Origin of the sequence: Sphingomonas sp., from assembly GCF_017745215.1 — a bacterium.
Taxonomy (GTDB): domain Bacteria; phylum Pseudomonadota; class Alphaproteobacteria; order Sphingomonadales; family Sphingomonadaceae; genus Sphingomonas.
This window is the reverse complement of the sequence record NZ_JAGHZV010000002.1, coordinates 40,084-58,876: the sequence shown is the minus strand read 5'-3', so window position 1 is coordinate 58,876 and position 18,793 is coordinate 40,084. Positions and strand designations below refer to the sequence as shown.

Annotated in this window: 17 protein-coding genes; 8 read left to right on the top strand and 9 right to left on the bottom strand. The window is 68.3% G+C overall.

The genetic code is table 11. From position 1 onward, the window contains the following. Positions 1-205 precede the first annotated feature (205 nt). Positions 206-2,605, top strand: coding sequence for a TonB-dependent receptor (locus J7495_RS02845; RefSeq protein WP_294054565.1), 2,400 nt, complete (start codon positions 206-208; stop codon positions 2,603-2,605). 45 nt (positions 2,606-2,650) lie between these two features. On the opposite strand, the gene guaB is transcribed toward J7495_RS02845, so the two are convergent. The 6 genes from guaB to J7495_RS02815 form a co-directional block, all read right to left on the bottom strand. Continuing rightward, positions 2,651-4,108, bottom strand: a complete 1,458-nt coding sequence (gene guaB, locus J7495_RS02840; protein ID WP_294054564.1) for an IMP dehydrogenase — start codon at positions 4,106-4,108, stop codon at positions 2,651-2,653. Positions 4,109-4,170: 62 nt separating this feature from the next. Next, a complete protein-coding gene (locus J7495_RS02835; RefSeq protein ID WP_294054563.1) occupies positions 4,171-5,415 on the bottom strand; it encodes an adenosylmethionine--8-amino-7-oxononanoate transaminase in 1,245 nt (414 codons plus the stop codon). Beyond that, on the bottom strand, positions 5,412-6,029 hold the full coding sequence (bioD, locus tag J7495_RS02830) for a dethiobiotin synthase (RefSeq protein WP_294054562.1): 618 nt from the start codon (positions 6,027-6,029) through the stop codon (positions 5,412-5,414). Before bioD ends, J7495_RS02835 begins: the two co-directional genes overlap by 4 nt. Further along, positions 6,026-7,141: an 8-amino-7-oxononanoate synthase gene (locus J7495_RS02825; protein ID WP_294054561.1), complete on the bottom strand. Its 1,116-nt coding sequence runs from the start codon at positions 7,139-7,141 to the stop codon at positions 6,026-6,028. The genes bioD and J7495_RS02825 overlap by 4 nt, the downstream gene beginning before the upstream one ends. Positions 7,142-7,180: 39 nt before the next feature. Beyond that, entirely contained in the window at positions 7,181-7,582 is a 402-nt protein-coding gene (locus tag J7495_RS02820) for a hypothetical protein (protein ID WP_294054560.1), read from the bottom strand. Then, complete coding sequence (locus J7495_RS02815) at positions 7,583-8,410, bottom strand: CoA ester lyase (RefSeq protein WP_294054559.1); 828 nt, start codon at positions 8,408-8,410, stop codon at positions 7,583-7,585. Between the two features lie 78 nt (positions 8,411-8,488). Between J7495_RS02815 and J7495_RS02810 the strand changes: the two genes are divergently transcribed. The 3 genes from J7495_RS02810 to J7495_RS02800 are packed head-to-tail and all read left to right on the top strand — an operon-like array spanning position 8,489 to position 11,779. Beyond that, positions 8,489-9,469, top strand: coding sequence for an SPFH domain-containing protein (locus J7495_RS02810; protein WP_294054558.1), 981 nt, complete (start codon positions 8,489-8,491; stop codon positions 9,467-9,469). A 1-nt stretch (position 9,470) separates the two neighbouring features. Next, positions 9,471-9,917, top strand: coding sequence for an NfeD family protein (locus J7495_RS02805; protein WP_294054557.1), 447 nt, complete (start codon positions 9,471-9,473; stop codon positions 9,915-9,917). A gap of 35 nt (positions 9,918-9,952) precedes the next feature. Then, complete coding sequence (locus J7495_RS02800) at positions 9,953-11,779, top strand: DUF885 family protein (RefSeq protein ID WP_294054556.1); 1,827 nt, start codon at positions 9,953-9,955, stop codon at positions 11,777-11,779. Between the two features lie 496 nt (positions 11,780-12,275). Here the strand turns inward: J7495_RS02800 and J7495_RS02795 are convergent, their stop codons facing one another. From J7495_RS02795 to J7495_RS02785, 3 genes are read right to left on the bottom strand one after another with little or no spacing between them, the layout of a single operon-like run. Further along, positions 12,276-12,578, bottom strand: coding sequence for a hypothetical protein (locus J7495_RS02795; protein ID WP_294054555.1), 303 nt, complete (start codon positions 12,576-12,578; stop codon positions 12,276-12,278). A 31-nt stretch (positions 12,579-12,609) separates the two neighbouring features. Then, entirely contained in the window at positions 12,610-13,062 is a 453-nt protein-coding gene (locus tag J7495_RS02790; RefSeq protein WP_294054554.1) for a hypothetical protein, read from the bottom strand. Between the two features lie 50 nt (positions 13,063-13,112). After that, positions 13,113-14,726 carry a phosphoenolpyruvate carboxykinase gene (locus J7495_RS02785; protein WP_294054553.1) on the bottom strand — a complete coding sequence of 538 codons (1,614 nt, stop codon included), beginning with the start codon at positions 14,724-14,726 and terminating at the stop codon, positions 13,113-13,115. 420 nt (positions 14,727-15,146) lie between these two features. Between J7495_RS02785 and J7495_RS02780 the strand changes: the two genes are divergently transcribed. From J7495_RS02780 to rapZ, 4 genes are read left to right on the top strand one after another with little or no spacing between them, the layout of a single operon-like run. Further along, the gene (locus J7495_RS02780; RefSeq protein WP_294054552.1) at positions 15,147-15,854 is read left to right on the top strand and encodes a response regulator transcription factor; all 708 of its coding nucleotides are present in this window, start codon (positions 15,147-15,149) and stop codon (positions 15,852-15,854) included. After that, the gene (locus J7495_RS02775; RefSeq protein ID WP_294054551.1) at positions 15,823-17,427 is read left to right on the top strand and encodes a stimulus-sensing domain-containing protein; all 1,605 of its coding nucleotides are present in this window, start codon (positions 15,823-15,825) and stop codon (positions 17,425-17,427) included. Before J7495_RS02780 ends, J7495_RS02775 begins: the two co-directional genes overlap by 32 nt. Then, entirely contained in the window at positions 17,424-17,867 is a 444-nt protein-coding gene (locus J7495_RS02770) for an HPr kinase/phosphorylase (protein ID WP_294054550.1), read from the top strand. The genes J7495_RS02775 and J7495_RS02770 overlap by 4 nt, the downstream gene beginning before the upstream one ends. Next, positions 17,864-18,787 (top strand): RNase adapter RapZ, encoded by a 924-nt coding sequence (gene rapZ, locus J7495_RS02765; RefSeq protein WP_294054549.1) that lies wholly within the window; start codon positions 17,864-17,866, stop codon positions 18,785-18,787. The genes J7495_RS02770 and rapZ overlap by 4 nt, the downstream gene beginning before the upstream one ends. Positions 18,788-18,793: the final 6 nt, after the last annotated feature.

Genomic DNA, 18,793 nt, shown 5'->3' with positions numbered 1-18,793 from the left:
GTCCTCGCAGGTCATCCCGCACGAAAATCGGCTTGCTCCAAGGACGCGAAATGCAAGCGCTTGCAAAAGACATTCGGGTTCACGATGACGCCTACAATAAGCGATGTCGTATAACTGTTATTGACAATAACATAATGTCGAGTGACTATCCCCCCGGACATTAAGCGCCGCCCGAGCGGCAACTGTCATCAGGGGAGGATATGCGATGAGGTACCGTGGAGGGACTCTATTCGGTCGCGTCAGCTTGCTGGGCATCACCGCGACATTGGCGGCGCTGACGCCGGCCCAAGCCCGGCCATCACAAGACGATAGTCAGACGCCCGCTGCCGAAGAGGCGACGAGCGAGGAAATCATCGTCACTGCGCGCCGGCGCGAGGAATCGATCCAGGATACGCCGATCGCCGTCTCCGCCTTCAGCGCGGACACGCTCGAGACTCGCCAGATCGCCCAGACTTCGGATCTCGAGCGAATCACGCCCAGCCTCCAGTTCAAGCCCGCCGGCCAGCTTTCGGGCAACTCCGCTTCGACCGTGGTGTTCATCCGCGGCGTCGGCCAGCTGGATCCCACCGCGGCGGTGGATCCGGGCGTCGGCATCTATATCGACGAAGTCTATGTCGGCCGCGCGGTCGGCGGCGCGATCGACTTCGGCGACATCGCAGGCGTCGAAGTGCTGCGGGGCCCCCAGGGGACGTTGTTCGGCCGCAACACGATCGGCGGCGCCATCCTCGTGCGCACCCGGCAGCCCGAGCTGGGCAAGCTGGGCGGCAGCGCGCGCTTCCGCGTCGGCTCGGACAATCTCTACGAAGGATTCGCCGCGCTCAACGTGCCGATCGGCGATACCGCCGCCGCGCGCGTTTCGGGTGGTTTCCGCAAGCGCGACGGCTATGTCATCCGAGCGTTCGACGGCCTGGACCTCGGCGACGACAACAGCTTCACGCTGAACGGCGCGCTCTATTGGGAAGCCAGCCCGGACCTCCGGGTCAACCTGCGGGCGGATTATACCAAGCGCGACGAGCATGGCGCGCCGTTCGTGTTCGCCGGCATCAACGAGCAGGCGCCCGTCGCCGCGATCGTCAGCGTCGCCGCGGGCTGTCCCGGCGCAAAGATCCCCTTCGCGCCCATCGCGGCCGGCGATCCGCGCTTCGGGGCCCCCAACGTGCCGCTGATCAACGATTCACGCTGCGCCAATGATTTCCAGGCGAAGGGCGATTTCGTCAACGGCGGCACCGCCCCGGTGATGAGCACGTCCGAGGTCTGGGGCGTGTCCGGCACGGTCGAGGCCAACCTGGCCAAGAGCCTGACGCTCAAGTCGATCACGGCCTATCGCTCCACGCAGTCGCGCGGCATTCGCGATGCGGACAACACCCCGTTCGTGATGATCACCACCGATGTCGGCGCCGCGTCGGACCAGTTCAGCCAGGAGCTCCAGCTCCAATATGAATCCGGGATCGTCAGCGGAATCGTCGGGGCCTATTATTTCACCGAGTCGACCACCGAACGCGCCACGGTCCCGCTTGCCTTCCCGCCGTCGCCGCCGGTCATCACGTCGCTGCTGAACGGCGGGCCGGGGTCGCGCGACCTGCAGATCTCCGACCTCAAGACCGATTCGATCGCGGGGTTCGGCGAGTTGTCGGTAACGCCGTTCGACGGGTTCGAAGTGAGCGGCGGCCTGCGGTACACGCGGGACAAGAAGCGGTTCATCGGGACGGTGATGAACCTCTTTCCGTCGACCCTCCCCGACCCGAACCCGCTGCCCACGCTCGCGATCCCGGAGGGCGGGCCGCTGTACCTCTATCATCGCCCCTACCGCGACAGCTTCTCCGCGCTCACCGGATCGGCGAGCGTCCGCTATTCCTGGTCGGACGCGGTGAGCACCTATGTCTCGTACGCGCGGAGCTTCAAGTCGGGCGGGTTCAACACCCGCTACAATGCCGCGCCGCCGGGCAACGTGCCGCTTCCCTTCGACGAGGAACGCGTCGACAGCTACGAGATCGGCGCCAAGTTCAGCTGGGGCGATTTCCGCTTCAACACCGCCGCCTTCATCGCTGATTACGACAACATCCAGCTGATCTTCCGCCAGGGCGTGGTGCCGCTGCTGTTCAACGCCGGCAAGGCGAGGATCAAGGGCCTCGAAGCGGAGCTGAGCTATCATTCGCCTTCGGGCTTTCAGTTCGATGCCTCGATGAGCACGCTCGACGACACCATCAAGAGCGTGACCGCGGTTCCCGGCGCGACGGCGACCGTCACCCCGAGCGACGACCTGCCGTTCACGCCGGCGTTCCAGGGCAGCTTCGGGATCGGTTACGAGATTCCGGTGAGCGATGATTACACGCTCACGCCGCGGTTCGACGGCAGCTACACCTCGAAGATCACCTTCATCACCGGAAGCATCCCCGACATCGAGGAGAACGGCTATTTCGTCGGCAACGCCTCGCTGACCCTCGCCGACACGCGGCGCGGACTGAAGCTTTCGGCGGGCGTGATGAACCTGTTCGACGAGCGCTATCTCATCCAGGGCAACGCCTCGCTCGGCACGCTCGGCTACGCCGAGAAAATGTATGCGCGCCCGCGCAACTGGTACGTGCAGATTTCGGGCAAGTTCTGAAGCGCCAGTCTCGGCCCGGGCCGGATCGCGGCCCGGGCCGAACGGCTACCGCGTCGGATAGTTCGGCGCCTCGCGGGTGATCGTCACGTCGTGGACATGGCTCTCGCGCAGCCCGGCGTTGGTGATCCGCACGAAGCGTGCCTTCTTCTGCAGCTCGGGGATCGTCCCCGCGCCGACATAGCCCATCGCCGCCTTCACGCCGCCGACCAGCTGGTGGATCACGTCGCGCGCCGGGCCCTTGAACGGTACCTGGCCCTCGATCCCCTCGGGAACGAGCTTCAACTGGTCCTTGACGTCCTGCTGGAAATAGCGGTCGGCCGAGCCGCGCGCCATCGCGCCGACCGAGCCCATGCCGCGGTACGACTTGTACGCCCGGCCCTGGTAGAGGAACGTCTCGCCCGGCGCTTCCTCGGTACCCGCGAGCAGCGAGCCGATCATCGCGGTCGACGCGCCCGCGGCCAGCGCCTTGGCGACGTCGCCCGAAGTGCGGATGCCACCGTCCGCCACCACCGGCACGCCCGACTTGGCGGCTTCGTTGGCGGCTTCCATGACCGCCGTCAGCTGCGGCACGCCGACGCCCGCGACCACGCGCGTGGTGCAGATCGAGCCCGGGCCGATGCCGACCTTGACCCCGTCCGCGCCCGCGCCGATCAGCGCCTTGGCGGCTTCGGCGGTGGCGATGTTGCCGGCGATCACCTGGACGCGGTTCGACAGCTTCTTCACCCGCTCGACCGCGCGGCTGACGTCCTTGTTGTGGCCGTGCGCGGTGTCGATCACGATCAGGTCGACTTCGGCGTCGACCAGCGCCTCGGTGCGCGCGAAGCCCTTGTCGCCCACCGTGCTCGCCGCGGCGACGCACAGGCGGCCGGCGCCGTCCTTGGTGGCGTGCGGATAGTTCACCGCCTTCTCGATGTCCTTCACCGTGATCAGCCCGACGCAGTGGAAGGCGTCGTCGACCACGAGCAGCTTCTCGATCCGGCGCTGGTGGAGCAGGCGGCGCGCTTCGTCCTGGTTCACGCCCACTCGCACCGTCGCGAGATTCTCGTGGGTCATCAGCTCGGAGACCGGCTGGCCGGGATGCTCGGCGAAGCGCACGTCGCGGTTGGTGAGGATGCCGACGAGCTTGCCCGAGCCTTCCACGATCGGGATGCCGCTGATCCTGTGCTGCGCCATCAGCGCCTGCGCCTCGCCCAGCGTGCCGTTCGGCGCCATCGTGATCGGGTTGACGACCATGCCGCTCTCGAAGCGCTTGACCTGCTTCACCGCCTCGACCTGCTCCTCGATGTCGAGGTTGCGGTGGAGCACGCCGATGCCGCCCAGCTGCGCCATCACGATCGCCATGTCGGCCTCGGTGACGGTGTCCATCGCCGAGGAGAGGATCGGGATGTTGAGGCTCAGCCCGCGCGTCACCTGGGTCCGGGTGTCCGCCATGCTGGGCAGGATCTCGGATTCGCCCGGGTACAGGAGGACGTCGTCGAAGGTGAGGCCGAGGGAGATTTCCATGGGGAGCGCCAAGTCCTGAGTCGGAAGTTGGCGGCCCATGTAACCGCGAGGGTGCGAAAGCGCTAGTGGGCCGTCAACACTTCGATCGCCTCGCCGATCGCGGCGTAGATCGTGGCGAGATCGGCTTCGTCGATGCAATAGGGCGGCATCACGTAGAGCGTGTTGCCCAAGGGCCGGAGCAGCACATCGCGCTCGCGGAAGAAAGCGAGCAGGCGCGGGGCGAGGTCGGAGAGATAGCCGGGGCGGGCGTCCTCGAGCTCGAAGGCGGCGATGGTGCCGAGCGCGCGGGGGTTGCCGACGCCGCCGAGCGCGGCGACGTGCCGGGCCTGGCGCTCGGCGAGCGTCGCGATGCGCTCGCCGACCGGTTCCTCGCGCCAGACGGCGAGGTTGGCGCAGGCGGCGGCGCAGGCGATCGGATTGGCGGTGTAGCTCGACGAGTGGAAGAACATCCTTGCCCGGTCGTCGCTGCGGTGCGCTTCGAAGAGCGGTTCGCTCGCCAGCGTCACCGCGAGCGGCAGCGACCCACCGGTAAGGCCCTTCGACAGGCAGAGCAGGTCGGGCACAACCCCGGCCTGCTCGCAGGCGAAGCGCGTGCCGGTGCGGCCCCAGCCGGTCATCACTTCGTCGGCGATGAACAGCACGCCGTGCGCCGCGCAGATCCGCCGCATCTCGGCGAGGACGGCCGCGGGGTAGAAGCGCATGCCGCCGGCGCCGAGCACCAGCGGCTCGACGATGAAGGCGGCGGCGCCGTCGCGGCAGGCGGCGTCGAGCGCGTCGAGACAAGCCTGTTCAGCGCCGGGTTCCGGAAAGGGAATCGTACCGACGTCGAACAGCAGCGGCGCGTACTGCCGGTTGAACACCCCGCGCGCACCGACCGACATCGCCCCGATCGTGTCGCCGTGATAGCCGTGCTCGAGCACGAGGATGCGGTGGCGCGGCTCGCCGCGGTTGGCCCAATAGCCGAGTGCCATCTTGAGCGCGACTTCGACGCTGGTCGAGCCCGAGTCGGAGAAGAAGACATGGGCGAGCTCGGGCGGCGTGATCGCGACGAGGTCGCGCGCGAGCGCTTCGGCGGGCTCGTGCGTCCAGCCGGCGAAGATCAGCTGGTCGAGCCGCTGCGCCTGGTCGGCGATCGCCTGCATGATCCGCGGGTGGCAATGGCCGTGTGTGGTCACCCACCAGGACGAGATCGCGTCGATCACCCGGCGCCCGTCGGCGGTAAAGATCGCCGAGCCCTCGGCCCGCGTCACGAGCGGGATCGGCTCGCCGAGGCCGTGCTGGGTGAAGGGGTGCCAGATCGGGCTCATGCGAAGTCCGGGAAGGCATCGGCGAAGGCCGGAGCGAGGCTCGCGGCGTCGAGCGGATCGAGGCGCGGCAGCCGCCCGAGGCGGCGGACGCAGCCGAGCTCGGCGATCGTCGCTTCGCTCTCGGGCTCGGGATCGCCGACGAAGGCGATGCCGTGGACCGGCACGCCGCGGATGCGCAGCGCTTCGAGGCTGAGCAGGCTGTGGTTGATCGTTCCCAGCGCCGTCCTCGCGACGAGGATCACCGGCGCGCGCCAATGCGCGAACAGGTCGGCGTAGAGCAGCTCGCCCGCGAGCGGGACCAGCACGCCCCCTGCCCCCTCTACCACCAGCGCGCCCGACACCTCGGGCAACGCGAGTCGGGCCGGATCGATCGTCAAGCCGTCGATCGCGGCGGCGCGGTGCGGCGAGCAGGGCGTCGCGAGGCGATAGGCTTCGGGGAGGATCCGCTCGGGCGCGACGCCGAGCGCGGCAACGGTGGCGGCATCGGTGCCGTCCTCGGTCCCTGCCTGCACCGGCTTCCAGTAGAAGCCGCACAGCGCCGCGGCGAGGCCCGCGGCGAAGACGGTCTTGCCGACGCCGGTGTCGGTGCCGGTCACCACGAAAATCCGGCTCATCCGAGCACCTCGCCCAATGCTTCGCCGAGCGCGTCGATCGCCGCTTCATCGACGTTGAGCGTGATCGACAGCCGCAGCCGCGAGGTTCCCTCGGGCACCGTCGGCGGGCGGATGCCGCGCACGTCGAACCCGCGCGCCTGAAGCGCCGCCGCCGCCGCCATGGCGCGGACATCGTCGCCCAGGATCAGCGGCAGGATCTGCGATCCCGTCGCTGCCACGCCGAACGGCGCGAGCACCTCGCTCGCATGCGTCACCAGCTGGTGGAGCCGCACCTGCCGCTCCGGCTCCCCGGCAAGGATGCGCAGCGCCTCACGCACCGCCGCGGCCATCAGTGGCGAGGGCGCCGTGGTGAAGATGAAGCTCCGCGCGCGATTGACCAGGAAATCGCGCACCACGCTCGGCCCGCAGACCAACGCGCCCTCGCAGCCCAGCGCCTTGCCGCACGTATGCAGCGTCACGACCTCGCGCCGGGCATGGAGATGCTCCGCCAGCCCCGCGCCGAACGCGCCGGTCGCATGCGCCTCGTCGACAAGCAGCACGCCTTCGTGCCGTGCCGCCACCTCCGCCAGCGCAGCGAGCGGCGCACGGTCGCCATCCATGCTGTAGAGGCTTTCGACGACGATCCACGGCGTCCCCCTGCCCCCGCCCCGCCGCCAGCCGGCGATCGCCGCCTCGAACGCCCCTGGATCGTTGTGCGCCGCGGCCGCTGACGGCGCGCGCGACAGCCGCATCCCGTCGTGCGCGCTCGCATGGATCCAGGCGTCGTGGACGATCAGGTCGCCGGGCTGCGGCAGCGCCGAGAGCAGCGCGAGATTGGCCATATAGCCGTTGGCGAAGAACAGCGCCGCCTCCGCCCCGAAGAAGGCCGCCGCCTCGGCCTCGAGCGCCTCGTGCTCGCCGTCATTGCCGCGCAGCAGCCGCGACCCGCCCGAGCCGATCGCCGCGCCCCGCGCAAGCGCCGCCTCGACCGCCGCCGCCAGCCGCGGGTCGCGCGCGAGCCCGAGATAGTCGTTCGACGAAAAGTCGTGCCCCGCCCGCGGCGCCAGCGCGCGCAGCCGCCCGCGCGCCGAGAGCGCCGCAAGGTCGGCCGCGTGGAAATCGAAGGGAGGCATGCCGCGGCCCTAGGCGTTGCATGGCCCGGCCGCAATCAGTCAGCGCAACAGCGGGTACAGCGTGTCCTGGTCCGCCTTCACCAGCGCGCGGATCGCGGCGCGGACCTGGACCGAGGCGCGGCAATAGCCGGGCCAGTCGGCGGTAATCTGGCGCAGGCCCCAAGCGCCGATATGCTGGCTCGAGGCCTGGATCTGGGCGGCGTTGCGCTCGCGCAGCGCGCGGAGGCTGTCGGCCTCGGCTGAACGCACCGTATCCAGCAACTCCATCGCCGCCAGGTCCGAGAGCTTGCGGCGATGCGCACTCGCGCGGCTGAGGCGCACGCGCGCGGCGGCGACGCGCGGCTCATCAAGGACGGGATCGATCGTCAGTGCCTCGAGCGCGAGCAGCGCGGCTTCGAGCTCGGCATGGGCTTGCTTCAGTTCGGCGAGCGTGACGGGCACCTAGGCTTCGGTCTCCTCCCCCGTCCGCGCCAGCAATGCCCGCGCCTGATCGACGTGCATGACCTCAATCATCCGGTCGCGAAAGCGTTCCGCGCCGCCGGTGAATGCGGCGATCAGCTCGCGCGCCTCGGCCAGCTCCTGCTCGGTCGGGCCGAACTCCTTGGTCGCGATCGCGATCTGGTACGGGTGGATCAGCGACTTGCCGTCGAAGCCCAGCGAGCGGCCGTGGCGGCATTCCTTGGCGAAGCCCTGGCCGTCGTCGAGCGCGTTGAACACCCCGTCGATCGCCCACACCCCGCCGACGCGCGCGGCGAGCACGATCATCTGCAGCGCGAGCGCCAGCCCCGCGCGCCCCGCGACCGGCGGGATGCCGAGCTCGGCGCGCAAGTCGTTCGAGCCGGTGATCAGCCCCGCCACGCCCGGCGTCCGCGCGATATCGGTTGCGGCCACCAGCCCCACGGGAGTCTCGATCATCACGAGCAGCGGCTTGCCCGTCGCCGCGGCGATCCGGCGGGCGTCCTCGGCCGACTCGGTCTTGGGAAGCACCGCATAGTCGCACGCCGACTCGGCAACCGCGGCGACGTCGGCCTGGTGCCATGGCGTGCCGATCGCGTTGAGCCGGATCGCCGACAGGCTCGCACCGAAAGGCTCGGCCACGGCGTCGAGCGCGGCGGCGCGGGCGCTGTCCTTGGCGTCGGCGCGCACGGCGTCCTCCAGGTCGAGGATCACCAGGTCGACGTCGAGGTCGCGCGCCTTTTCGATCGCGCGCGGGTTCGACGCCGGCATGAACAGCGCCGTGCGCGGCGCCAGTCGGTTGAGCGTGCTCATCGCGCGCCTCTATGCTAGCAAGCGAGCCAGAATGCGAGGCCGGAGTATGAATGGCCGGAGTCTGCGAGGGGAATCGAAATGGACGCGTTGACGATCGTGGCTGCACTGGCGGCCGTGGTGGTGTTCCTCTACCTGTTTTCGAGCGTGAAGATCGTCACGCAAGGCTATCAATATACGATCGAACATTTCGGGCGCTTCACCAGCGTCGCCACGCCGGGGTTCAATTTCTTCCCCGCCTTCTTCTATCGCGTCGGCCGCCGCGTGAACATGATGGAGCAGGTGATCGACATCCCCGGCCAGGAGATCATCACCAAGGACAATGCGATGATCTCCACCGACGGGGTGGTGTTCTTCCAGGTGCTCGACGCGGCCAAGGCGGCCTATGAAGTGTCGGACCTCTATGTCGCGCTTCTCCAGCTCACCACGACCAATTTGCGCACCGTGATGGGGTCGATGGACCTCGACGAGACGCTGTCGAAGCGCGACGAGATCAACGCGCGGCTGCTCTCGGTGGTCGACCATGCGACGACGCCCTGGGGGGTGAAGATCACCCGCGTCGAGATCAAGGACATCCGCCCGCCCGCCGACATCGTCAACGCGATGGGCCGGCAGATGAAGGCGGAGCGCGAGAAGCGCGCCAACATCCTCGAGGCCGAAGGCACGCGCGCCAGCGAGATCCTGCGCGCCGAGGGGCAGAAGCAGGCGCGGATCCTCGAGGCCGAGGGCCGCCGCGAGTCGGCCTATCGCGATGCCGAGGCGCGCGAGCGCGCGGCGCAGGCCGAAGCAGAGGCGACGCGACTGGTCTCCGACGCGATCGAGGCGGGCTCGCAGGCCTCGCTCAACTATTTCATCGCGCAGAAATACGTCGAGGCGGTGGGCAAGTTCGCGACCTCGCCCAATGCCAAGACGATCCTCTTCCCGGTCGAGGCGACGCAGCTGATCGGCACGCTGGGCGGGATCGGCGAGCTGGCGAAGGAAGTATTGGGCAAGTCGCCCGAGGCGCCCAAGCCGCCGCAGCCGCCTCGCACTCCGCGCGTGCCGGGGCCGGACTCGCAATAGGATGGACTGGTTCGCCCACGCCTGGGTCGCCTGGCTTGCCGTGGCCGCGGTGCTTGCGGGCGTCGAGTTGATGATCCCCGGCCTCTTCCTGATCTTCATCGCCGGCGCCGCTGCGCTCACCGGCATCCTCGCCCTGCTCTTCCCCGAGCTGGGGATCGCAGGCGAGCTGATGAGCTTCGCTGCCTGGTCGGTGGTGGCAGTGGCGATCGGGCGGCGCTGGTATCATGAATATCCGGTCGACACCGCCGATCCCTTGCTCAACGATCGCACCGCGCGGCTGATCGGCGAAGTCGTCACTGTCGTCGAAGCGATCGAAGCGGGCAGCGGACGGGTCAGGGTCGGCGATGGTGAATGGATCGCCCGCGGCCCTGACACCCCGGTCGGCGCGCGCGTGCGGATCAAGGGCGCGAGCGGGACCTCGCTCGACGTCGAACCTCTTTCTACCTGATTTCCTGGCCACCTGATTTCCTGGAGTTGCCCCGAATGCGTATCAATCGTCGCGAAGTCCTGCTCGGCGCGGGTGCCGGTGCCGCGCTGACGGCCCTGCCTGCGTGCGCGCGCGGCAGCGCCGGCGCGGCCACGCCCGAAGCCGCCGCCCAGGCGCTGATCGACCGCACCGCCGAGGTGCTCCTCGCCGACAACCCCGAGGGCGCGACCGGGCTGGGCATCGACAAGGACAAGCGCGCCAAGCTCAAGGCACGGCTCACCGACAAGTCGCCCGAGGGCCAGGCGAAGATCGCCGCGCACCTCGAGGCGACGATCGCCGAGATCGGCAGGCTCGACACCGCCGCGCTGAGCCCGGTGATGAAGGTCAACGTCGACGTGGTGAAGACCTCGTTCGAATATGCGCTCGGCGGCTTCGCTTTCCCCTATGGCGACGTCGCGGTCGGCGGGTGGCGCAACTCGCCCTATGTCGTCGTCCAGAATGTCGGCGCCTTCCTCGATACGCCCAAGATGCTCGTCACCGATCACAGCGTGAAGACGCGCGATGACGCCGACGCCTATCTCGAACGGATGAAGGCCTATGCCGCGCAGCTCGACGGCGAGACCACCCGTCTCCACGCCGCCGCCGGCCAGGGCGTGATCGCGCCCGATTTCCTGCTCGACAAATGCCTCGCCCAGCTGAAGCTCGCCCGCGGCGGCAACATCGCCGGCTGGGAGATGGTCACCTCGCTCGCCAACCGCACCGCCGGGATGAGCGGCGACTATGGCCAGCGCGCCTATGACATCTGCACCGACCTGATCGCCCCCGCGCTCGACCGGCAACTCACCGAGCTCGAGCTGCACCGCACGCGCGCGACCAGCGACGCCGGCGTGTGGAAGTTCAAGGACGGCGATGCCTATTACGCCTGGGCGCTCGAGGCCGGCACGACGACGACGATGAAGCCCGAGGAAGTCCATCAGATGGGGCTCGACCAGCTCCGCGAGCTGCAGGCGCGAATGGACGTGATCCTCAAGGCCGAGGGCTATTCGCAGGGCAGCGTCGGCGAGCGGATGACCGCGCTCGGCAAGGACCCGCGCTTCATGTTCCCCGACAATGACGCGGGGCGCGCCGAGATCATGAAGCTGCTCAACGACCGCATCGCCGACATCCGCTCGCGCATGCCCCAGGCGTTCCACACGCTGGTGAAGGGCAATGTGGAGGTCAAGCGCATGTCGCCCGCCGAGGAGCCGGGCGCGCCGGGCGCCTATGGCGGCCCGGGCTCGATCGACGGCACCGTGCCGGGCAAGTTCTGGATCAACCTGCGCACCACCGACCTTCACCGCCGCTACAGCCTGCCCGATCTCGCCTATCACGAGTCGATCCCGGGTCATGTCTGGCAGGGCGAGTACACCTTCAAGCTGCCGCTGGTCCGCTCGATCCTGGCGTTCAACGCCTATTCGGAAGGCTGGGCGCTCTATGCGCAGCAGCTGGCCGACGAGCTGGGCGTGTACGACGCCAATCCGGTCGAGCGGCTCGGCTATCTCCAGGGCCTTGCCTTCCGCGCCTGCCGGCTGGTGGTCGACACCGGCCTCCACGCCAAGCGCTGGACCCGCGACCAGGCGATCGACTGGTTCGCCAGCACCAACGGCTCGGGCCGCGAGGAAGTGTCGAGCGAAGTCGACCGCTATTGCTCATGGCCGGGCCAGGCGTGCGGCTACAAGGTCGGCCACAGCGAGATCAACCGCCTGCGCGACAGGACCAAGACGGCGCTCGGCGATCGCTACGACTTCCGCGCGTTCAACGATGCGGTGGTGCTGGGCGGCAATGTGCCGATGACGGTGCTGGGCCGCGTGATCGACCGGCATATTGCGGAGCGGAAGGGGTAGTCCCCTCGGGCCCTGCCCGCTCCTTTCCTCTTTGGTCAGCAAGGATGGTCTCGGCCTGGGGTTGCAAAATAGGAGTTGAGGCGCGAGCTTGCCCCTGCTCTTTCGCATCGTCGATCCGAACCAGCGCTCAATCGAGGTCGTCGCACATCCGCTCATCCCGAACGGCATTTTCTCACATGATTGGTGTCAACCGTGTAAACTGTAGTATCTGGACACCACACCAATTTTCCGATCCGAGCGTCGCTCAACCCCCTGAAACCCCTCAACATTCGACCGCTCCGAACGCGTCGCCTTCCTCGCGGGAAAGGCGCGAAGGCGCCGGCGGTTCGAGGGCCTGCTCGAGAGCGCGGTGCTCGAAGGGGTCGCCGAGGGAGGGCTGGTCCGCATCCTGGAGGATCGGTCCCTGCCCTTCCACGGCTATCCTCTCTATTACCCCGCCGCCAGCATTCCCCGGCGTTCGCCTTGCTCGTCGAGGCGCTGGGCTGGGGGAGGAAGCTCAGCTCTTGCCCAGCAGCCCGCCCAGCGAGCCGAGCACGCCGCCCTGGCCCTGGAGCATGCCCGCGAAATGGGCGAGCGCGCCTTCGCCACCGAGGTGCGAGACGATCTCCTGGATCTTGTCGAGCGGAAGCCCCGTCGCCGCGGCGGCACCCTCGGCGGTGTCGCCGTCGGCGGTGTGGAAGTGCGCCAGCTGCGCGATCGCCTGCTGGACATGCTCGGGCGAGAGGCCGACCTTCGCCGCGAGGTTGTTCACATCGACATGCTCGCCGATCTGGCCGAGCAATCCGTCAAGCATCGACATCACGCACTCCTTCGTTGGGGACGCGTTCCGATTAACAGAGGTCAGGAAGCGGCGCGAGGTCCGGCGGCACGAATCCGCGCCGTGCGGGCACCGAAAAGAGCAACTCTTTGGAGTAATGCCGCAGCGGCCAGTCGCGCCGGCCCATCGGCGACAGCAGCAGCGCGTTCACGCGCGCCGCGAGACCCGTCTCGACGGTCTGGGCGAGGAACAGCCGCACGCCCGTAACGAAGGCATGGGTGATCGTGTCGTGATAGCCGCTCCGGTCGTCGTTCACCCCGCCGACGCTCTCGTTGAAGCGCGAGATGATCCCGGCGATCTCGGCGTCGACGTCGATGTCGGGGCGCTCGGTCAGGAGATAGAGACAGGCGGCGAGATGCGCCTCGTGCGTCCATTCCTCGCGGCGGAGGCGGCGCGCGACAAGGCCTTCGCCGAGGTGGACGACCTCGGCATCGGACGCGAACAGGCGGGGCTCATGGTCGGTCATTCGATCGGGCTTTCCTGGAAGAAGCGCCCGATCGTCTGAACCGGGCTAGGTCATTCGGCGGGGAGGCATTGCGGGGCGGCCTGGCGGACCCCTTCGTCGACATGCTCCGCGAACTGCGCGAAATTCTCATTGAACAGGTCGACGAGCTTCGCGGCGGTCATGTCATAGTCCGCCTTGTCCGCCCAGCTTTGTCGCGGATCGAGCGTCGCCGGATCGACGCCCGCCACGCTCACCGGAACCTTGAAGCCGAAGTTGGGGTCGGTGCGGAACTCGGCCGAATTGAGGCTCCCGTCGAGCGCCGCGTTGAGCAGCGCGCGGGTGAGCTTGATCGGCATGCGCTTGATGCCGGGCATCGTCGCCTTGCCGCCCGACCAGCCGGTGTTGACCAGCCAGCAATCGACTCCGCCCTTGGCGATCCGTTCCTTGAGGAGGTTGCCGTAGACCGAGGGGTGGCGCGGCATGAACGGCGCGCCGAAGCAGGTCGAGAAGGTCGCCTCGGGCTCGGTCACGCCGATCTCGGTGCCCGCGACGCGCGCGGTATAGCCCGAGAGGAAATGGTACATCGCCTGCTCGGGGGTGAGCTTGGCGATCGGCGGCAGCACGCCATAGGCGTCGGCGGTGAGGAAGATGATGTTCTTCGGCACCGGGCCGAGGTTCTTCTCCGACGTGTTCGGGATGAAGTCGATCGGATAGGAGCCGCGGCTGTTCTCGGCGAGGCTCGCATCGTCGAAGTCGAGCGCGCGCGTCACCGGGTCCATCACGACGTTCTCGAGGATCGTGCCGAAGCGCTTCGTCGTCGCGAAAATCTCAGGCTCGGCCTCGGCCGAGAGGCGGATCATCTTGGCGTAGCAGCCTCCCTCGAAGTTGAAGACCGCGGTGTCCGACCAGCCATGCTCGTCGTCGCCGATCAGCGTGCGGCTGGCGTCGGCGGACAGCGTCGTCTTGCCCGTGCCGGAGAGCCCGAAGAACACCGCGGTGTCGCCCGTGGCACCGATGTTCGCCGAACAGTGCATCGGCATGATCCCGTCGAGCGGGAGGAGGTAGTTGAGCAGCCCGAAGACGCTCTTCTTCATCTCGCCGGCATAGGCGGTGCCGCCGATCAGGATCAGCTTCTCCGAGAAGTTGACCGCGATCACCGTCTCGGTGCGCGAGCCATGGCGCGCGGGATCGGCGCGGAAGCTCGGCAGGTCGATGATCGTGTACTCGGGCTCGAAGCCGGCTAGCGCGTCGGCCTCGGGGCGCACCAGCAGCGTGCGGATGAAGGCATTGTGCCAGGCGAGCTCGTTGATCACGCGCACCTTGACGCGATGCTCGGGCTGCGAGCCGCCGTAGAGGTCCTGGACGAACAGATTGTCCCTGTCGGACAATGCAGCCAGGAAATCGGCCTTGAGCGCCGCGAAATGCGCGGGCTCCATCGGCTTGTTGACCTTGCCCCACCAGACGCTGTCCTCGGTCTCGGCGTCGCGAACGATGAACTTGTCCTGCGCCGAGCGGCCGGTGTGCTTGCCGGTCGCGACGACCAGCGGCCCATCGGCGGCGAGATGGCCTTCGCCCCGCTGGACGGCCGCTTCGATCAGCGACGGGGTAAGCAGATTCCAGTGGATGGCGGCGCGCGTCCCGATGCCCATGGCGTCGAGACCGTGGCGCGGAGCACGCTCGGTCAAAGTCCTTCTCCCTCCCGCGCGTGTGGGGATTACCGCTTTTGGCGGCATGCGCGGTCGTCGTCCTCCGCTTTGCACCGGCTGTCCCGGTGGTCAATTGCTGTAAACGTTGTCAGATAGTGGACAATTTTCGAAATCGATTGGCCCGATTCTGGATTCGATGGCCTCGCGCCTGAACAATCGCATCTCAACCATAACCGTCATCCCGGCGAAAGCCGGGACCCAGGGCAGCAAGCCGTATCGCCCGTGGCCCTGGGTCCCGGCTTTCGCCAGGATGACGACGGTGAGGGCGGTCCGCCGGTTGAATCGAGTTGCGGGAGACTCTCAGGTTGCGACGACCCGTTACAATTTGGGCAGCCGCCAACACAATTTGGGCAACCCTCGAAGGTTGAGCAGCCGCGCCCTTTGGATTACGCCCTACCCATGACGGCTACGATTGCGCTCGTCGACGACGACCGGAACATCCTCACCTCGGTCTCGATCGCGCTGCAGACCGAGGGCTTCCTCACCCGTGTCTATTCGGACGGCGAAAGCGCGCTGAAGGCGCTGGTCGAGAATCCGCCCGACCTTGCGGTGCTCGACATCAAGATGCCCAAGATGGACGGGCTCGAGTTGCTCCGGCGCCTGCGCGAGAAGAGCGGCATTCCGGTGATCTTCCTCACCAGCAAGGACGACGAGCTCGACGAGGCGCTGGGCCTCGCGATGGGCGCCGACGACTATATCGCCAAGCCGTTCAGCCAGCGGCTGCTGATCGCACGCATCCGGGCGATCCTGCGCCGCACCGAAGCCAATGTGCCGAGCACCGAGGGCGGCAACGAGGAGCCCGCCCAGCCGCTGGTCCGCGGGCGGCTGGCGATGGACCCGGCGCGCCACCGCGTGACCTGGGACGGCACCAACGTCACGCTCACCGTCACCGAATTCCTGATCCTCGAGACGCTCGCCCAGCGCCCGGGGATCGTGAAGACGCGCAACCAGCTGATGGATGCCGCCTATCAGGACGACATCTATGTCGATGACCGGACCATCGACAGCCACATCAAGCGCGTCCGCCGCAAGTTCCGCCAGGTCGATCCGGAGTTCGATGCGATCGAGACGCTCTATGGCGCCGGATACCGTTTCTCAGACGAGTGAAGAGCGCGAGCTCGCGCTCAAATGGTCCAACCGGCTCTCGCTCACGCCGCGCATCCTCGCGGTGAACATCTTCGCGCTCGCGCTGCTTGCGGGCGGCTTCTCCTACCTCGACTCGTTCCGCAGCCGGATCGTCGACAGCCGCGTCGCCCAGGCGAGCCGCGAGGCGCGGCTGGTCGCGCAGGCGATCGCTTCGGCGGGCACCCAGGCCGGCGCGACAGCGGGGCAGAAGGAGCGCCGCGACCTGCTCGTGCTCAGCCTCGCGCGCGACACCGGCACGCGCATCCGGCTGTTCGACGAGGCCGGCCACCTCATCACCGACAGCCGCGCGATGGGGCTGCACAACGTCATTCTGCGCGATCCGGACAAGGATCCCTACAACCAGACCGTCGCGCGCTTCCTGGACGCGACGATCGACGCGGTCGCGGGCGCCCAGCGCGCACCGCTCTACCGCGAGCGCGACGCCGAGCACGGGCTCGACTGGCCCGACGTCCGCACCGCGCTATCGACCCATGCCTATCCCGCGACGGTGTGGCGCGCGCCCGACCGCACGCCGGTGATCACCGCCGCCGCGCCGATCGCCGAGCTCGGCGCCGTGATGACCACGGTCAACGCGCGCGACATCACCACAACGGTGCGCGCCGAGCGCTACCGGCTGGGGATCGTGCTGCTCGTCGTCGCGCTGACCTCGATCGCGTTGTCGCTGTTCCTCGCGCGCACGATCGTGCGGCCGCTGCGCCGGCTCGCGCGCGCCGCGATCCGCGTTCGCCAGGGCCGCGCGCGCGAAGTGGTGGTGCCGCGCCTTCCGAGCCGGATGGACGAGATCGGCCTGCTCGCCCGCGCGCTCTCGGACATGAGCCAGGCGCTCCGTGCCAGGATCGACGCGACCGAGAGCTTCGCCGCCGACCTGGCGCACGAACTCAAGAACCCCCTCGCCTCGCTCCGCTCCGCGGTCGAGAGCCTGACGAGCGTGCGCAAGAAGGAGCACCGCGACCAGCTGCTCGACATCGTCCGCGAGGACGTCCACCGGCTCGACCGGCTGATCACCGATATCTCCGAGGCGTCGAGGCTCGACGCCCAGCTCAGCCGCACGACCTTCGTGCCGGTGGATTTGAGCGCGATGATCGGGGCGCTGATCGCCCAGCGCAGCGCGCGCGGCCTGCCGAACGACGTCCAGCTCCGCTTCGACCAGCGGCCTGGCGAGCCGCTCGTCGGGCTCGGCGACGGCTCGCGGCTCGAGCGCGTGTTCGAGAACCTGATCGAGAATGCGATCTCCTTCTCGCCGCCGGGTGGGCTGATTACGGTTTCTTCAGGCCGAGACGGCACGATGCTGGTCGTGCGGGTGGAGGACGAAGGACCGGGCGTGCCCGAGAATGCGCGCGAAGCGGTGTTCCGCCGCTTCCATTCGGTGCGCCCCGAGAGCGAGGCCTTCGGCCAGCACAGCGGGCTGGGGCTTGCCATCGCACGGACGATTGTCGAAGGGCATCAGGGGAGCATTTCCGTGGAGTCACGGGAGGACCGGTTGGGCGGCGCTCGCTTCGTGGTGCGGCTGCCGCTGGCTGGAGACGGGCGATGAACGAACTGCGCGTGCCGGATGTGTCGTCGGAAACGATCCATGCCTCATGCGTGGCGATCGGCGGCCGCGCCGTGCTGATCGAGGGCCGCTCGGGCGAAGGCAAGTCGGACCTGGCGCTGCGGCTGATCGATCGCGGCGCCGAGCTCGTCGCCGACGACTATACCATCTGCCAGCGCCAGGCGGGCGTGCTCCAGGCCTGCGCGCCGGCGAACATCGCGGGCAAGATCGAGGTCCGCGGCGTCGGCATCGTCGAGATGCCGCACCGTGCGCGCGCGCCGATCGCGCTGCTGATCGCGATCCTCGAATCGCCGCCGCGCTATCCCGAGGAGTTTCGCGTGCGTCGCATCGCAGGAATCGACGTCCCCGTGCTCCCGCTCGCCGCGCTCGAGCCTTCCGCGCCGATCAAGGTCGAGCTGGCGCTCAAGAAACATGGGCAATGACAAGGCGTAGGCCCAAGAACATCCTGCTCGTCACCGGCATGTCGGGGGCGGGCAAGTCGACGGTGCTGCGCACGCTCGAGGACATGGGCTGGGAGATCGCCGACAACCTGCCCGTCACCTTGCTCAACCGCCTGCTCGAGACCGCGCCGTCGGAAAGTCTCGAGGAGGACGACGACCGCCCCCTCGCCTTCGGCATCGGCAGCCAGACGCGCGGCTTCGACGCCGAGAGCATCGTCCGCCGCATCGCCAAGCTGCGCGAGGAGCGCGGCTACGACATCGGCACCTTGTTCCTCGACTGCGCCGGCTCGGAGCTCGAGCGGCGCTATTCGGAGACGCGCCGGCGCCACCCGCTCGCACAGGACCGCCCCGCCGCCGACGGCATCGCCCGCGAGCGCGAGCTGCTCACGCCGCTCAGGAGCTGGTCCAACCGGCTGATCGACACCACCGACCTCTCCTCGAACGGCCTGGCGCAGCTGATCCGCGACACCTTCGGCGGCCATGGGCTCGGCGAGACGACGCTCTCGGTCCTCTCCTTCGGCTATTCGCGCGGGCTGCCGCGCGGCGCGGACCTCGTCTTCGACATGCGTTTCCTGCGCAATCCGCATTGGGACGAAGCGCTGCGCCCCGGCACGGGACTCGATGCCGACGTCTCCGCCTATGTCATGGCCGATCCGGCCTATAATGACGCCATGGCGCAGATCGAATCGCTGCTGCTGCTGCTGATCCCCCGCTATCAGGCGGAAGGAAAGGCTTATGTTACAATCGCTTTCGGCTGCACCGGTGGGCGGCACCGGTCGGTCCATGTCGCCGAGCGGGTGGCGGCGCGGTTGCGCAGTGCGGGATTTTCGCCCACGGTGGCGCATCGGGACTTGAAGACCGCGCCACAGGACTCGCTGGAAGGGGTGCCGGTGACGATATGAGCGGGG

What these genes read in the sequence shown, in the direction of transcription:
- J7495_RS02845 (WP_294054565.1), top strand. Translation starts at nt 206, where the DNA reads ATGAGGTACCGTGGAGGGACTCTATTCGGTCGCGTCAGCTTGCTGGGC.
- guaB (WP_294054564.1), bottom strand. Translation starts at nt 4,108, where the DNA reads ATGGAAATCTCCCTCGGCCTCACCTTCGACGACGTCCTCCTGTACCCG.
- J7495_RS02835 (WP_294054563.1), bottom strand. Translation starts at nt 5,415, where the DNA reads ATGAGCCCGATCTGGCACCCCTTCACCCAGCACGGCCTCGGCGAGCCG.
- bioD (WP_294054562.1), bottom strand. Translation starts at nt 6,029, where the DNA reads ATGAGCCGGATTTTCGTGGTGACCGGCACCGACACCGGCGTCGGCAAG.
- J7495_RS02825 (WP_294054561.1), bottom strand. Translation starts at nt 7,141, where the DNA reads ATGCCTCCCTTCGATTTCCACGCGGCCGACCTTGCGGCGCTCTCGGCG.
- J7495_RS02815 (WP_294054559.1), bottom strand. Translation starts at nt 8,410, where the DNA reads ATGAGCACGCTCAACCGACTGGCGCCGCGCACGGCGCTGTTCATGCCG.
- J7495_RS02810 (WP_294054558.1), top strand. Translation starts at nt 8,489, where the DNA reads ATGGACGCGTTGACGATCGTGGCTGCACTGGCGGCCGTGGTGGTGTTC.
- J7495_RS02805 (WP_294054557.1), top strand. Translation starts at nt 9,471, where the DNA reads ATGGACTGGTTCGCCCACGCCTGGGTCGCCTGGCTTGCCGTGGCCGCG.
- J7495_RS02800 (WP_294054556.1), top strand. Translation starts at nt 9,953, where the DNA reads ATGCGTATCAATCGTCGCGAAGTCCTGCTCGGCGCGGGTGCCGGTGCC.
- J7495_RS02795 (WP_294054555.1), bottom strand. Translation starts at nt 12,578, where the DNA reads ATGTCGATGCTTGACGGATTGCTCGGCCAGATCGGCGAGCATGTCGAT.
- J7495_RS02790 (WP_294054554.1), bottom strand. Translation starts at nt 13,062, where the DNA reads ATGACCGACCATGAGCCCCGCCTGTTCGCGTCCGATGCCGAGGTCGTC.
- J7495_RS02780 (WP_294054552.1), top strand. Translation starts at nt 15,147, where the DNA reads ATGACGGCTACGATTGCGCTCGTCGACGACGACCGGAACATCCTCACC.
- J7495_RS02775 (WP_294054551.1), top strand. Translation starts at nt 15,823, where the DNA reads ATGGCGCCGGATACCGTTTCTCAGACGAGTGAAGAGCGCGAGCTCGCG.
- J7495_RS02770 (WP_294054550.1), top strand. Translation starts at nt 17,424, where the DNA reads ATGAACGAACTGCGCGTGCCGGATGTGTCGTCGGAAACGATCCATGCC.
- rapZ (WP_294054549.1), top strand. Translation starts at nt 17,864, where the DNA reads ATGACAAGGCGTAGGCCCAAGAACATCCTGCTCGTCACCGGCATGTCG.